Here is a 14,386-nt window from a genome sequence, read left to right on the forward strand (position 1 = left end):
CTTGATCGTCTTCCGGTCGAACATCCCCTCACCCTTGCGCCCTGGAATCAGGCATCAAGCGTAACGGTGGCTGGCAAAGGACTCCCCGCTAATCTGCGAAGAACCAAAAAACGGGGGGAGGGGCCAAAAGCCCTCATCGCGCGAGAACACCCCCCACGCCTGAGGCGGTGCGCGGAATCACCTCCCCCGCTCGCGGGGAGGTCGGTGCGCACTGCGCGCCGGGTGGGGGCAAGCGCTTGTCGCGGACAGGGCCCCCATCCCAGCCTTCCCCCGTAAAAACGGGGGAAGGGGCCAAAAGCCTTCATTGCACGAGAACACCTCGACCGCCTGAGAGGATGCGCGGAATCACCTCCTCCGCTCGAGGGGAGGTCGGTGCCGAAGGCGCCGGGTGGGGGTAAGTGCTTGTCGCGGAACGCGGCCCCCATCCCAGCCTTCCTCCGTAAAAAACGGGGGAAGGGGCCAAGCGCGGAATCACCTCCCCCGCTCGCGGGGGAGGTCGGCGCGCAGCGCGCGCCGGGTGGGGGCAAGCGCCGTCAGCGTTCCGCGATCGACACCAGCGGCACGCGCTTGACGCCGCACAGCAGCCGGTACGCACTCGTCTGGCTGCGCGCGACGACCTCGCCGGCCGGGACCTGGCGGCCCCACAGTTCGACACGACTGCCGACGCCGGCTTGCGGATGCTCGGTCAGGTCGACGGTGAGCATGTCCATCGACACTCGGCCGATCAGCCGGCCCGGCCGCCCGTCGATCGCGACCGGCGTGCCGGCGACGGCGAACTGCGGATAGCCGTCCGCATAGCCCATTGCCACCACGCCCACACGCGTGGGCTGCGGCGTGACGAACGTGCCGCCGTAGCCCACGGGCTCGCCGGCTGGCAGCTCGCGCACCGCGATGACCTGCGATTCGAGCGTCATCACCGGCTGCAGCTGCGCCGCGGCCGGATGGCCGGGCGCGAACGGCGACGCGCCATACATCATCAGCCCCGCACGCGCCCAGTCGCCGCGTGCCTGCGGCCAGGCGAGCAGGGCGGGGGAGTTGCACAGGCTGGTCTCGCCCGGCAGCTCGGCGGTGACCGCGGCGAACGTGGCGATCTGCTCGCGCGTGCGCGGCTGGTCGGGCTCGTCGGCACGCGAGAAGTGGCTCATCTTCACCAGACGGCCGACCTGCGGCAGCGCGCGCAGCCGGTGCCAAGTGTCGGCGTAGGCATCGGGATCGATGCCGACCCGATGCATGCCCGAGTCGAGCTTGAGCCACACGTCCAGCGGCCGCGGCAGCGAGGTGCGCGCGAGTGCCTCGACCTGCCAGGACGCGTGGACGACCATCCATAGATCGTGCTTCGCGACCAGCGGCAGCTCGTCGGCGGCGAGCACGCCCTCCAGCAGCAGGATCGGCGCGGTGATGCCGGCTTCGCGCAACGCCAGCGCTTCTTCGAGGAACGCGACCGCGAACCCGTCGGCGTCGCTCGACAGTGCCTGCGCGCAGCGCACCGCGCCATGGCCGTAGGCATCGGCCTTGATCACCGCCAGGGTCTTGCCGCCACTGAGGCGGCGGGCGAGTCGGTAGTTGTGGCGCAGGGCGTCGAGGTCGATCAGCGCGCGAGCGGGGCGCATTGCGGTGTCCTTGCTGCGGGGGAAATCAGCGCGCCATTGTCGCGCCTGCGACGCTGCACGTGTCCGACCGCGACGCAGTGTCCCGCGCGTGTCCGTAGCGGGAGAGGTCGAGTCCGTCGCCGCGGATCGCGGTCGGTTGCATCGCCATCAGGTCGGCCAAGTAGCGGCCCGAGCCGCAGGCCATCGTCCAGCCCAGCGTGCCGTGGCCGGTATTGAGGAACAGGTTGCGATAGCGGGTGGCGCCGACCACCGGTGTGCCGTCGGGCGTGGCTGGCCGCAGGCCAGTCCAGAAGTCGGCCGCTGCGAGGTCGCCGCCGTGCGGGTACAGGTCGCCGACCACTTTTTCCAGCGTCGCGCGCCGGCGCGGATCCAGGCGCATGTCGAAACCGGCGACCTCGGCCATGCCGCCGACGCGGATGCGGGTGTCGAAGCGGGTGATCGCGACCTTGTAGCTTTCGTCGAGCACCGTGGAGACCGGCGCCATCGCCGGGTCGCGAATCGGGATCGTCAGCGAATAGCCCTTGAGCGGATACACCGGCACGTCCAGGCCCAGCGGCCGCAGCAGGGCCGGCGACCAACTGCCCAGCGCCATGACATAGCGGTCGAAGCGTTCCAGGCGGCCATCGATGCGCATGCCGTCGACCCGGTCGCCGCTGCCCTCGATGCGCTCGATCGTCTGTCCGAAGCGGAACGTCACGCCTTCGTTGCGCGCCAGTTCGGTCAGCCGCTCGGTGAACAGCCGGCAATCGCCGGTCTGGTCGTCGGGCAGGCGCAGCGCGCCGGTCAGGCGGTCGGCGACACGGGCCAGCGCCGGTTCCACGCGCGCGATGCCGGCGCGGTCGAGCAGCTCGTAGGGGACGCCGGCCTGGTCGAGCACCGCGGTGTCGCGTCCGGCGTGGTCGAGCTGCGCCTGGGTGCGGAAGACCTGCAGCGTCCCCAACTGGCGTTCCTCGTAGGCGATGCCGGTCTCGGCGCGCAGCGCGTCCAGGCAGTCGCGGCTGTACTCGGCCAGCCGCACCATCCGTTCCTTGTTCACCGCGTAGCGCGCGGCAGTGCAGTTGCGCAGCATCTGCGCCAGCCACAGGTACTGCTGGGGATCGGACGTGAGCCGGATCGCCAGCGGCGCGTGACGTTGCATCAACCAGCGGATCGCCTTGAACGGCACGCCCGGCGCCGCCCACGGCGACGCATAGCCGGGCGAGATCTGTCCGGCGTTGGCATGGCTGGTCTCGCAGGCCGGACCATTCGCCCGGTCGACCACCGTCACCTCGAATCCGGCACGCGCCAGATACCAGGCGCTCGTCACGCCGATCACACCGCTCCCCAGCACCACCACGCGCATGTGCGCCACTCCGCAAGACATTTCGCCGACGCAGGGCGCGACCGGCACGCAATCCGCGCAGTATAGTGGCGGCCCGATAGGCGATTCCGCTGTTTTGAGGCGTGGTTCATGGCGGATTGTCCTGTCGCGCATCGCTCTTGCCCGGAGTTTTCATGCCCGTCCCGCGCACCCCCCGCAGCCGCCCGCTCGACCGCATCGACGCGCGCATCCTGCGCATCCTGCAGGCGGATGCGCGCATCTCGTTTACCGAGCTCGGCGAACGGGTCGGCCTGTCGACGACGCCGTGCACCGAACGCGTCCGCCGGCTCGAGCGCGAGGGTGTGATCCAGGGCTACCACGCCCGGCTCGATCCGGCGCGGTTGAAGGCTGGCCTGCTGGTGTTCGTGCAGATCGGCCTGGCCTACAAGTCGGCCGACATCTTCGAGGAGTTCCGCCGCGCGGCCCTGCGCGTGCCCAACGTGCTCGAATGCCACCTGATGTCGGGCGATTTCGACTACCTGATCAAGGCCCGCATCCCGGAGATGGCCGCTTATCGCGAACTGCTCGGCAACAGCCTGCTGACGCTGCCGCATGTGCGCGAATCGCGCAGCTATATCGTGATGGAGGAAATCAAGGAGACGCTGGCGCTGGCGATCCCCGACTGAGATGGCAGGCGGCGCGTCCGCCCACCGGTCTCCCGACGCCGCCGCACCTCGCGCCATGGCCCGCCTAAGCTGCCTCCGCTGCCTGCGCCCGGTCTCGCATTGCCTGTGCGCGTGGATCCCCGATCTGCCCAGTCGCAGCCGTGTTCTCGTACTGCAGCATCCCGACGAGGCCGCGCATCCGCTCAACACTGCGCGGCTGGCCGCGCTTGGCTTGCGCCAAGCCACGCTGTGGGTGGGCGAGCGCTTCGCCGAACTGCCGGCCTGGCTCGAGGCGCCCGGCGTGCGTGCGCTGCTGCTGTTTCCGGGCGAGGCCGCCGTCGATCCCGAGGCCTGGACAGCGGCAGGCGAGGGCACGCAGACACTGCTCGTCGTTCCGGACGGCACCTGGCGCACCGCCCGTCGCCTGCTGCGCCTGAACCCTGCGCTCGCCGCGCTGCCGCGGCTGGCCCTCGCGCCGGACCGACGCTCGCGCTACCGCGTGCGCCGCGCCCGCGAACCGCATGCACTCGCGACTATCGAAGCCATCGCCACCGCGCTCGACCTGCTCGAGCCTGGCGGCGGCTTCGAGGCGCTGCTCGCACCGTTCGACGCGATGGTTGACGGGCAGATCGCGGCGCAGGCAACGCGGGAGGCGGGCGGGGCGGGGGTGTCGGCGGATGCCGAGGCTACGGGCGAAGCCGGGGCTCCGGAAAGATAAGTCGTGGACGGCGCATGACGTGGGGCGTTCTGCCCGCACGCGTATTGATGCGGAGACGTCATCGCGGCAGCCCCGTGCCCCCACCCGCCACGCTGCGCGTGTCGACCTCCCCCACGCGTGGGGGAGGTGAGACAAGGCCCTGCATGAGATTGCGGAAGCCCGACCTCCCCACGCGTGGGGGAGGTGACCATGCGACGCGGCGTCGCTGACGTCTTACCGCGCGCTGGGACGAACAATGCGCCGACCCGCGGCTTACTTAAGGCGCGCACGACTACTCCTTCCCCCGCTTGCGGGGGAAGGTTGGGATGGGGGGCTTTTCGCTCTTCGCTGCACGGTTCGCGCACGCCTTGAAACCGCGCAGCAATGGCATGCTTGCCGACTATTCTCGCCTTGATGGATGTGCCGATGTCCCTCCCGCTCTCCGACCAGATCGTCCTCGTCACCGGTGGTGCCCGCGGCCTGGGGGCCGCGATCGTGCGCGCGTTCCTGGGCCAGGGCGCGCGCGTGGTGGTCAATCATTTCCGCAGTGCTGCGGCCGCGCAGGCGCTGCAGGACGAATTCGGTCCCGAGCGCGCGCTGGCGCTGCGGGCCGATGTCACCGATCCCACGCAGGTCGCCGCGCTGTTCGAGCAGGCGCACGCGCGGTTCGGTGCGCCGGTGACCACCGTGGTCAACAACGCGCTCATCGATTTCGCGTTCGACGGCGATGCCCGCCCGCACGGCGAGACGATCGACTGGGCGCGCTTCTCCGCGCAGTTCGAAGGCAGCGTGCGCGGGGCGCTCAATACCCTCCAGGCCGCCGTGCCCGGCATGCGCGCGCGTGGGTTCGGGCGTGTGATCAACATCGGCACCAACCTGTTCCAGAACCCGGTCGTGCCGTACCACGACTACACCGCCGCCAAGGCCGCGCTGCTCTCGCTCACGCGCACGATGGCCGCCGATCTCGGCCCGCACGGCATCACCGTGAACATGCTCTCCGGCGGCCTGCTGCGGACCACCGATGCGAGCGCCGCAACCCCCGAGGCGGTGTTCGACCTGATCGCGGCCAGCACGCCGCTGCGCCGCGTGACCACGCCGGGCGAATTCGCCGACGCGGTGCTGTTCTTCGCCTCGCCGTGGGCGCGCGCTGTCACCGGCCAGAACCTCGTCGTCGACGGCGGCCTGGTCAAGGACTGATCGGTCGCGGCCGATGCGACTGCCCTCGCGCACGCTGCCGCGACGGCGACACACAACCGGTGCACACTGCAGCCGGGGATCCGCCAAGGCCGGTGGCAGGCATCGGCCGCGTTCGACGCAGGCACGCAGGAGGCAGCATGGCGACCACGACGACCCGCGCCGGCAAGGCGCCTCGGACGACAGCGGCGACGCCGCGGCTGTTCGACGCCCGGCCCGACACCGCCGACTTCCGCGACCGCATGTTCGAGCCCACGCTGGTCGACGTGCCCTCGGAGATGCCGCTCGCGCACTTCCTCGCGCTGAAGGTCCCCGTGCTCGACCAGCGCAGCGACGGCGCCTGCACCGCCTACGGCCTGGCCACCGTGGCCCACACCTTGCTGCGCCGCCGCCGGCCCGAGCCGGTCACTCGGCGGGTGAGCACGCGCATGCTCTACGACATGGCGCGCCGCTACGACGAATGGGAGGGCGAGGACTACACCGGCTCGAGCTGCCGGGGCGCGATGAAGGGCTGGCACCGCCACGGCGTCTGCGCCGAAGAGTGCTGGCCGGCGCGCCCCGGGCCGCTGCACGAGGTCTACACCGAGGAACGCGCCCGGGCCGCGCAGGAGCATCCGCTCGGCGCCTATTACCGCGTCAACCACAAGGACCTGGTGGCGATGCACGCCGCGTTCGCCGAGGCCGGCGTGCTCTACGCCTCGGCCGCCGTGCACGACGGCTGGCTCGCGCCACCGGCCACCGGCGTCATCACCTGGGCCGAGCAACCGATCGCCGGCTGGCATGCGTTCGCGATCGTCGGCTACGACCGTGACGGCTTCTGGCTGCAGAACTCCTGGGGCACGCGCTGGGGCCGGCGCGGCTACGGCTGGGTGAGCTACGACGAGTGGTTGCAGCGCGGCACCGATGTCTGGGTGGCGCGGCTGGCCGTGCCGGTGCGCCTGCAACGCGTCCAGGCCACGGCCACCAGCAATTCGTTCCTGGCCCGCCAGTCCAACAGCTATGCCCAGGCCGACCTGCGCCCGCACATCGTCAGCCTCGGCAACGACGGCCGCCTGCGCACGACCGGCCGCTTCGGCACCGGCCAGGAGGCGGTGCGCAACCTCGTGCGCGACGACCTGCCGCGCATCACCCGCGACTGGCCCAAGAAGCGCATCGCGCTCTATGCGCACGGCGGCCTGGTGCCCGAGGAGGCCGCCATCCAGCGCGTCGCCGACCTGCGCGAGCTGATGCTGCCGCAGCAGGTCTACCCGCTGTGCTTCGTCTGGAAGACCGGCTTCTGGAGCACGCTGGGCAACCTGCTGCGCGATGCCGTGCGCTCGCGCACCGAGGGCCTGATGGACCGTGCCAAGGGCCTGCTGCTCGACCGCGTCGACGACACCATCGAACCGTTGGCCCGCGCCCTGGGCGGCAAGGCGCTGTGGGACGAGATGAAGGAGAACGCGCTGCTGGCGACCAACGCCGTCGTGCGCAGCGGCGAGGCAATCACCGAAGCCGGCGGCGCGGCCCAGGTCGCCCGCCTCCTGGGCGAATGGATGCAGGCCGACCCCGATGTGGAACTGCACCTGGTCGGCCACAGTGCCGGGGCCGTACTGCTGGCGCCGCTGGCGCAACTGCTGACCAGCGACGGCCGCGTCGAAGACGGCCCGGCCGCCACGATGCAGGGCATCGGCCAGCGCATCGCCAGCCTCACGCTATGGGCGCCGGCGATGACCATGGCCCTGTTCGAGCAGACCTTCCTGCCGGCGCTGCAGAACGAACGCATTGGCCACGCCGCGCTGTTCACGCTGACCGATCGTGCCGAGCAGGACGACCATTGCGCACGCATCTACAACAAGTCCCTGCTGTACCTCGTGGCCCATGCCTTCGAGGCGCGTGCGCGCAGTTGGGTGCGCAGCGAGCATCGCCATGGCACGCCATTGCTGGGCATGGCCCGCTTCATCGAGGCCCACGCCGGCATCCGCGACCTGCTGGCCACCGATCGGCTGGACTGGATCCAGTCCCCGGCCCGCGAGCCGCCCGCCACCGTCGCCGACGGCAGTGCGGCGACCCGTCACGGCGACTTCGACAACGACCCCGAAACCCTGCAGGCCACCGTGTGCCGCATCCTCGGCCGCCGCGACGGCCGCGCCCCGGTGCGCATCCATCGGACCGAGTCCGGGCTGGAGGACACCCGCAACCGGCTGTGCGAGGCGTTGGATACTGCGCCGGTGCGGCGCTAGACGAGAGCGGGGCGCATCACCGCGTCGCTCCTCGGAGGCCGGCGATGCTCAAGGCGCCTCGAGCTGGGATCGCGGCGGCGAGAACATCGTGTTCGCGCACGGCGACCTGCCGAGCTGGACGAGTTGCAGGCTGCCCAGAGCCGCGGCGTGCCGCACCACGGCCGCCAGCCAACGGATCTCGAACTGCGAGCCGATGCACGCGCCGGGGCCCGCCGAAAAGGGCATGAACGCCGCCGGCCGCGGGTCCTCCTGCCAGCGCTGTGGCGCGAAGGCGCGTGCATCGGGCCAGGCGTCACGATGCCGATGCAGGACGAACACCGGAATCACCAGGTCGTCATCGCGCAGCGCCTTGACCGGCCCGACCTGATGGTCCTTGAGCACGCGCCGGCCATGCGCCGAGGCCGGCGGCCACAGCCGCAGCAGTTCCAGTGCGACATGCTCGGGCTTGCAAGTGAACACACGGGCACGCGCCTCGGCGGAGGTGTCGATGCCGGCCACCGCGTCCATGTGCAAGACGCACGCGAGCCACGCCAACATCACGCCCGACGCGCCGACCACCGACAGCACGGCGTGCAGATAGACCTCGCCGCGCGCCGCGCCGGTCAGCACACCATCGGCGCGCAACACCGCCGGCAGCTCGGCATCGCAGGTCGTGAGCATCGCCGCGACCCGCGACGCCAGTCCTTCGGCGCGTGCACGCTGGGCAGCATCGAGTTGCCCGCCGACGAGCTTGGCGTGGAAGACATCGCCGATGTACACGCGGACCGCAGCCGCCAACTCGGGATTGCAGTCGAACCCCAGCATGCTGGCGACCGAATCGAGCGCGGCCAGCAGGGCAGTGCGATGCAGATCGCCCGAGGCCGCCGCGAGCGACACGACCGCCACACGCGCTGCCGCATCGACATCGTGCCGGGCAGCGACGCCGTGCAGCCAACGGTTGAGTTCGGTGACGGTGGCGGCCGGCACCCGCTGCTTGTCGCCGAACTGCCACACGCTCGGCTCGCGCGCCAGGCAGTTATCGCTGTCGAGCAAGGCCCGGCGCGCCAGCGTGGCATCGCACACCACCACATCACCGATCCAGGCGCGGTAGACCGGCCGGCGTTCGCACTTGCGCAGCAACGCCTGCATGCGCCGCCAACCGGCGTCGTCGGCGACGCGGCCGCCCAGGAATCGGCCCACGGCGGGGAGCTTGTCGAGCATGGATGTCCTTCTCCATAAAACAAACGCCGCGCAGCACGAAGCTGCGCGGCGCAGTGTCGACGCGCGACTCAGCCCAGATAGATATTCGGCCAGAGGTAGGCGTACTTCCACACGGCCTTCTGGCGGCCAGACCCGGTACGCAGCACCGAACGCACGAAACGCTTCATGATCCTATCTCCTTGTGTCGTCATGAGATCGAGAACAACGGGGCAAGCCGCCGATACGACCGCGAACCGACCGCGGAACAGACCGACACCCGTTGCGTTCCAACTGTCCTAGCGCGAACCGATGCGTCTGCGCATGTTCCCCCACAAGCGCCGCGATCCGCGCCGGCAGTCTAGGCACAGTTTTTGGTTGCGTGCAATCGCCTGGCGCTTCGGGCCTGAGGACCGGCCGGGGCCCGGGCTCCGGGTTCCAGTCGCAGCGCGCGTGGGCCATCGCCAACGTGATTCCATACGGTGCCGAGGGGGCAATGCTTCGCAACAGGTGCCCGTTGACCAAGCGTCATGTCCGCGACGCCGCTAAGCGTTCGACGGCTGCCTTGGCATCCGCCATGCTGCCCCCGTGTTCCTCCCGGTAGAGCTGGATCGCTTCGAGCTTGCGGCCCGGCAACAAGGCGAGGGTTTCCCATGTATCGGGCGGCGTCCATTCGGGTTCGATGTCGGGGATCTGGGTAGGCAGCGCAAAGGTGATGCGGCGAATCGCCTCGTGGTCGCCGTCGTAATCGACGCTGATGGCCAGTCCATCGATCCGCCATTGGTCATGGCTGGGGTCGGGATGGTCGACAGGGACACGCCCGGCCCCAATGGACCAGGTCAGGTCAGGTCAGGTGGGTGCCTGGCGATCAGTGCCGAGCGTGTGTCGTCCAAGGAAAAGCCAAAGGGAATGGTGCCTGCATAACGTGAGTAGCCATCCACACCCGCGTTGAAAAGGAACACTGCCGCGAGTGTCCGGTGCTGGCGATGCCCCGCGCCTCGGGTGTTCGGATCTTCGAACATCAATTCGAACCCGCCGGCCTTGGATACGACGTACTGACTGCCGTCGCTCGGGCGTTGTGCCTTGTGCGGCGGCAGGGTCGCCAACGAGCGGATGACCTCGTCGTCGTCGTAAGGGCGGCCGAACAGATTCAGCAGGGGGCGCAGTGTCGACATGGCATCGTCTCCTTGGACAGATACAACCACAAAGCGGCGCGTCGGACAAAGCGCGGCGAGCGAGCGCTGGATGGTGAATCGCTACCTGCGTGCGCTTGCTGGCCCTCGCAGGTGCGCCGTCCGATAAGCGAGCGCAGGCAGCGTGGCATGTGGTGCGCACGCTGCGCCAGTGGCGGCGTTAACGTGGCAGGTGCCGCCCCCGACATGTGTACGCCTGCCGCACTTCGCGGTCCGGTTGGGCTGTCGACCGTTGATCGTGCAGCCGCGGTATCGGCAATCACCCCGATGCACCGGCGTACACTGCTGCCTCACGCCGCCAATGACCCCGGAGGTTGCCATGCCGTTCGTTCGTATCGACCTGCGCAGGGGACGGAGCGCCGAGGAGCGGCAACGGATCGGGCGAGCGGTCCACGAGGCGTTGGCCGGCGTGGGCGTACCCAGCGACGACCGCTTCCAGGTCATCCAGGAGCATGACGAAGACGGCCTGGTGTTCGATCGGAGCTATCTTGGGATTGATCGGACCGATGACTTCATCGCCATCCAGATCACCTGGAATGAAGGCCGCAGCCTGGAGCAAAAACGGGCGTTGTATCGCGCGATCGCCGACGGCTTGCGCGCCCAGGTCGGCCTACGGCCCGAGGATGTGTTCATCAGCCTGGTCGAGGTCAAGAAAGAGGACTGGTCGTTCGGAAACGGCGAGGCGCAGTACGCGCCCTGAGGTTGGCGGCGTTATCACGCGCCGCGGCGTGCTCGGCGCTTGCTGGGGGCGTGCCCGTCGCGAATTGCTGGTGCGCCTGTCGAAGCCTCGCATTGGCGAGTGGGAAAACGGGCCTCCGATCGATACCCCGGCGCTGTCGAGTTACCTCGAGATGCTGGCCGAGCAGGTGCAGTTGTGATGGACGAGTTGTCCGAACCGAATGTCCGGCACAGGCCGGGCGTGACGGCGCCTGCGAGGGAGGAAGCCGAGGACGGCGATGAAGCCAGCAGTTCGGATGCGGCGTTCCCGTCGGCTCGGACGAACCGGGCACGTTCGTTGACCACGACTACGCGTTCGGCGTGACGCTCGATCAGCTCGACGAAGTGAACCGGCTGCTCGATCAGCTGACGGCGCAAGGCGACCTGTTGATGGCCAGTGAAGGCGGGGAGCTCGCGCCGGGCACTTTGATTGTGACCGGCACCACCATCTTCAATGACGCCGATGCCGCGCACACGATCATGCGACAGATAAGCTCGCAACCTCTCGATGACGAGCCCGCGCCGGGACTTCGGGTTCGGGAGGTACCGCCGCTTTACAACGTGCATGCGGGTGGGGCCGGCAAGCGGCAGCGCAACCATCGCAGCGATCTGCATTGAGCGAACGCGGTCCGCAGCCGCGTTGCGTGCTGCGGGTCGCACCAGTGTTTGGCTCACTCTCACTGGTTCGGAGTGATCGCTCGGTGTCCCGCCGCATCGTGCAACGGGCCGCCGAGTGCCCAACTGGCTTCACATCTGCAACTGGCATCCACCCATGCCAGCCTCGGATACAACTCGCTATCTCCAGATTCTCGATACTCGTGAACAACCTGTTGGCTCTACACTTCTAGGCCGTGTTCGCCTTAGAAGAGCAAAATCCACAAGGAGAAGCGCTGAGAAAATTTGATTCTGGCTATGACGTCATAGAGTAAGCATTGACTTTGCTTGTGTGATTGATTAATGTAAATATTTGTGGTTCGTCAGTGGTGATCTGATTTGTTCTAATGTCCAACGATTTTTGAACTAAGTTTTAGTGGCCGGGTGGATGTCGGTATTCGTTGGGCTGAGCTAATTCAACAAGGATGTTTATATGAAATTTTTGTGTGCGATCATTATTTGTGCTTCTGGCTTTTTCGTGGGCGGGAAAGTTAATGCTTCAGAATGGATAATTTGCGGTAACTGTGTATCTTCTTCGCAGTTTGAGTACGCGGCACAAGCGCGTCATGGAAGCCGTGCTGGCTGGATGGTCTGGGCGGTAGCAAACCCTAATACCGAGCAATTTGTTTGGGTGGAGACCGTCTTTACTCCGGATGGTCAAGTAATTTGGAGTGAGCCAGATTCGATTGATCGAGGCGCTGACTCTCAGCCTAAGAGCCGTCGGATTGCTTTAGCTGGGTTTGATTCGGTGCCGACAAGTGTGATGATGGTCCCCTCTGATAGGGAGATTGCCAGATCAAGAATTTCTTCCATGGATGGCGGGAGCGGGTCGGCGACTATCTTGGGGGCGTCTCCAGCCGAAACGCTGCAATTCCAAGCTCTAGTGCGAATCTCTAGAGATCAGGTATTCTTCAATCCTAGCGATTCATTGGGGTATTTTGACAGTTTTAATTCAGGATACAATGAGTATCCCAGTGCACTTGATGCGGCAATTCGAACTGCTTTGACGACTGCCAACCCTGCCTGGAATAGCGGCAGCCTAGGTGCAATCGGTGGGCTCGCCACTGCCCTGAAAAGCTACTTTGGACGCGGCCCATCGGCTTGCTTGACTTTCGCCAATGGTGATATTGGTTGCTTTCAAGTAAACATCCTTGCGCCCGGTGCCGTTCGCTACATTGGAGGCACGGGATTCACGGCGACGGGCGCTCCTATTGATGCGGTTGGTATTGGAGATGAAAGCGGCCACGTGGTCGTCACGCCTGGCGCGCCTTCTGCTGATGAGATCACCTATCGTGTCGGTGGGAGCGTTCGGTTCATTTGTGGCTATGCCATGGGGCAGTTGAGTGAGTGCTATTGGGTGCAGTTGCCATAAGGAGTCGGATATGAGTAGATGGATGATCGTGGTATCTAGTGCTCTGGTCGGATTGGGTGTTGGGTTTCTTGGTGCCTACGCGATTTTCAATGGATCAAGAGTTTACCCGGGCGACTACAACGTTTCACAGTTCGGCGACGCGTTATCGTACCTCTACCTGGCTGATGGACGCGAACGGTCTGCTACCCAATCTATAGATGCAATTGCATTGCGCGTCGCTAACTCGCTGGTTCTGGCCACGACAAGTGCGCGAACAATAAAAGACGATGCCAATCTCGAACGTCTCGATAGATACGTCAGGCGTGCAAATGAGAGCGGAGCTCTCGAGCGCGTCAAGGAGCAGGATGCGCGAGTTCAGGCTGCTAGAGCGGCGCATTGCTGGATTGAACGGAACGGGAGTTTAAGGGCTTTCGAAGTTTGTTTTCAGGCCGAGCATAATCTAACGGCGGAACTGTAGCTTTGTTCGAGCTGCAAAGGATTCGAGCACGAAAGCATACGATCCGCCCGCATCAGCGAGGGTGCTTCTCGCTTGATTGAAAGTAATGGTGGCTATCTCAGCGCTTCTTCAGTTTGCCAGAGCCTCCGGATTGCCCTTGCTGGACTTGCGCGCATGCATGGCGTAAGTCACCATTAACGACGTCGGCGGTTGCCGTGCAATTATTTTTTATCGGTCTGAGGATGGGTAATATCGCAGCGTATCGCTGGGTGTGGGGCGAGACCTAAGAAGCGATTATCTGTTGGACGAGTCGTCCAAGCCGCCCATGCGTAGACCGGACAATGCAGCGGCTGCGACGGACAAAGTCGGGAATGATGAAGCTGACAATTTGATGGCCAGTGAAGGCGGGGAGCTCGCGCCGGGCACGCTGATTGTCACAGGCACCACCATCTTCAATGACGCCGATGCCGCGCACACGATCATGCGGCAAGTGAGCTCGCAACCTCTCGACGACGAGCCCGCGCCCGGCCTTCGGGTTCGGGAAGTGCCACCGCTGTACAACGTGCATGCGGGTGGGGCCGCCAAGCGGCAGCGCGACCATCGCAGCGATCTGCATTGAGCGAACGCGGCCCGCAGCCGCTTTGTGTGCTGCGGGTCGCATCGGTGTCGGGCGGCACTCGCACCGATTTGGAGTGATCGCTTGCTGTCTCGTCGCATGGTCCAACGGCAAAGGGCAGTGCACCGCTGCGCGTACACAGGCACCGGCACGTTGACGGCGCGGATGCCGGCGTGGACTTTGCCCTCCAGCGACCGCCTGATGGGCGCAGCATACAAAGGTCTTTCCGCCATCTAGGGGTGGCCCTAGATGTGATCTTTCAGTAGGTTGTTCATCCGGGGCGTCTCTGGAAGATGGGGGGTTACGAAGCCAACCCAGCCCCAGGAGCCCCGGATGAACCTGCATAAACATGCCCGATTGACGCCCCATGGTCGAGCGCTGCTCGTGCGCCGGGTCCTGCAAGAAGGATTGCGGGTAGCAGAGGCCGCGCAGGCGTGCGGTGTCAGTCCGCGTACCGCCTACAAGTGGCTCGATCGCTTCCGCTGCGAAGGGGCGGCTGGGCTGGCGGACCGCAACTCCCGGCCCGCGCGGTGCCCC

General features: G+C 66.6%; 14 protein-coding genes. 10 read left to right on the forward strand and 4 right to left on the reverse strand.

From position 1 onward, the window contains the following. Positions 1-533 precede the first annotated feature (533 nt). Together alr and ABE487_RS16895 are read right to left on the reverse strand one after the other, a co-directional pair. A complete protein-coding gene (gene alr, locus ABE487_RS16890) occupies positions 534-1,610 on the reverse strand; it encodes an alanine racemase (RefSeq protein WP_346452750.1) in 1,077 nt (358 codons plus the stop codon). A gap of 25 nt (positions 1,611-1,635) precedes the next feature. Further along, the gene (locus ABE487_RS16895) at positions 1,636-2,952 is read right to left on the reverse strand and encodes a D-amino acid dehydrogenase (RefSeq protein ID WP_346452749.1); all 1,317 of its coding nucleotides are present in this window, start codon (positions 2,950-2,952) and stop codon (positions 1,636-1,638) included. A 152-nt stretch (positions 2,953-3,104) separates the two neighbouring features. Between ABE487_RS16895 and ABE487_RS16900 the strand changes: the two genes are divergently transcribed. The 4 genes from ABE487_RS16900 (at position 3,105) to ABE487_RS16915 (ending at position 7,685) form a co-directional block, all read left to right on the forward strand. Next, complete coding sequence (locus ABE487_RS16900; RefSeq protein WP_346449333.1) at positions 3,105-3,596, forward strand: Lrp/AsnC ligand binding domain-containing protein; 492 nt, start codon at positions 3,105-3,107, stop codon at positions 3,594-3,596. Between the two features lies 1 nt (position 3,597). Then, positions 3,598-4,293, forward strand: coding sequence for a DTW domain-containing protein (locus tag ABE487_RS16905; protein WP_346452920.1), 696 nt, complete (start codon positions 3,598-3,600; stop codon positions 4,291-4,293). Between the two features lie 393 nt (positions 4,294-4,686). Next, positions 4,687-5,469 (forward strand): 3-oxoacyl-ACP reductase, encoded by a 783-nt coding sequence (locus ABE487_RS16910; RefSeq protein ID WP_346452751.1) that lies wholly within the window; start codon positions 4,687-4,689, stop codon positions 5,467-5,469. 137 nt (positions 5,470-5,606) lie between these two features. Then, positions 5,607-7,685 (forward strand): C1 family peptidase, encoded by a 2,079-nt coding sequence (locus tag ABE487_RS16915; RefSeq protein WP_346452747.1) that lies wholly within the window; start codon positions 5,607-5,609, stop codon positions 7,683-7,685. A 48-nt stretch (positions 7,686-7,733) separates the two neighbouring features. On the opposite strand, the gene ABE487_RS16920 is transcribed toward ABE487_RS16915, so the two are convergent. Further along, positions 7,734-8,885, reverse strand: a complete 1,152-nt coding sequence (locus ABE487_RS16920; RefSeq protein ID WP_346452746.1) for a cytochrome P450 — start codon at positions 8,883-8,885, stop codon at positions 7,734-7,736. Between the two features lie 815 nt (positions 8,886-9,700). After that, positions 9,701-10,036: a hypothetical protein gene (locus ABE487_RS16925; RefSeq protein ID WP_346452745.1), complete on the reverse strand. Its 336-nt coding sequence runs from the start codon at positions 10,034-10,036 to the stop codon at positions 9,701-9,703. 337 nt (positions 10,037-10,373) lie between these two features. On the opposite strand from ABE487_RS16925, the gene ABE487_RS16930 reads away from it, so the two are divergent. The 6 genes from ABE487_RS16930 to ABE487_RS16955 all read left to right on the forward strand — a co-directional run. After that, a complete protein-coding gene (locus ABE487_RS16930; RefSeq protein ID WP_346452744.1) occupies positions 10,374-10,754 on the forward strand; it encodes a tautomerase family protein in 381 nt (126 codons plus the stop codon). A 338-nt stretch (positions 10,755-11,092) separates the two neighbouring features. Further along, positions 11,093-11,389, forward strand: coding sequence for a hypothetical protein (locus ABE487_RS16935; protein WP_346452743.1), 297 nt, complete (start codon positions 11,093-11,095; stop codon positions 11,387-11,389). 469 nt (positions 11,390-11,858) lie between these two features. After that, on the forward strand, positions 11,859-12,797 hold the full coding sequence (locus tag ABE487_RS16940; protein ID WP_346452742.1) for a hypothetical protein: 939 nt from the start codon (positions 11,859-11,861) through the stop codon (positions 12,795-12,797). A gap of 10 nt (positions 12,798-12,807) precedes the next feature. Further along, on the forward strand, positions 12,808-13,254 hold the full coding sequence (locus tag ABE487_RS16945) for a hypothetical protein (RefSeq protein ID WP_346452741.1): 447 nt from the start codon (positions 12,808-12,810) through the stop codon (positions 13,252-13,254). A 280-nt stretch (positions 13,255-13,534) separates the two neighbouring features. Further along, positions 13,535-13,852 (forward strand): hypothetical protein, encoded by a 318-nt coding sequence (locus ABE487_RS16950; RefSeq protein ID WP_346452740.1) that lies wholly within the window; start codon positions 13,535-13,537, stop codon positions 13,850-13,852. Between the two features lie 330 nt (positions 13,853-14,182). Further along, positions 14,183-14,386 (forward strand): leucine zipper domain-containing protein (locus tag ABE487_RS16955; RefSeq protein ID WP_346452739.1); only part of this gene is annotated, 204 nt, incomplete at its 3' end.

Origin of the sequence: Luteimonas sp. TWI596 (genome assembly GCF_039674105.1) — a bacterium.
Classification (GTDB): domain Bacteria; phylum Pseudomonadota; class Gammaproteobacteria; order Xanthomonadales; family Xanthomonadaceae; genus Luteimonas.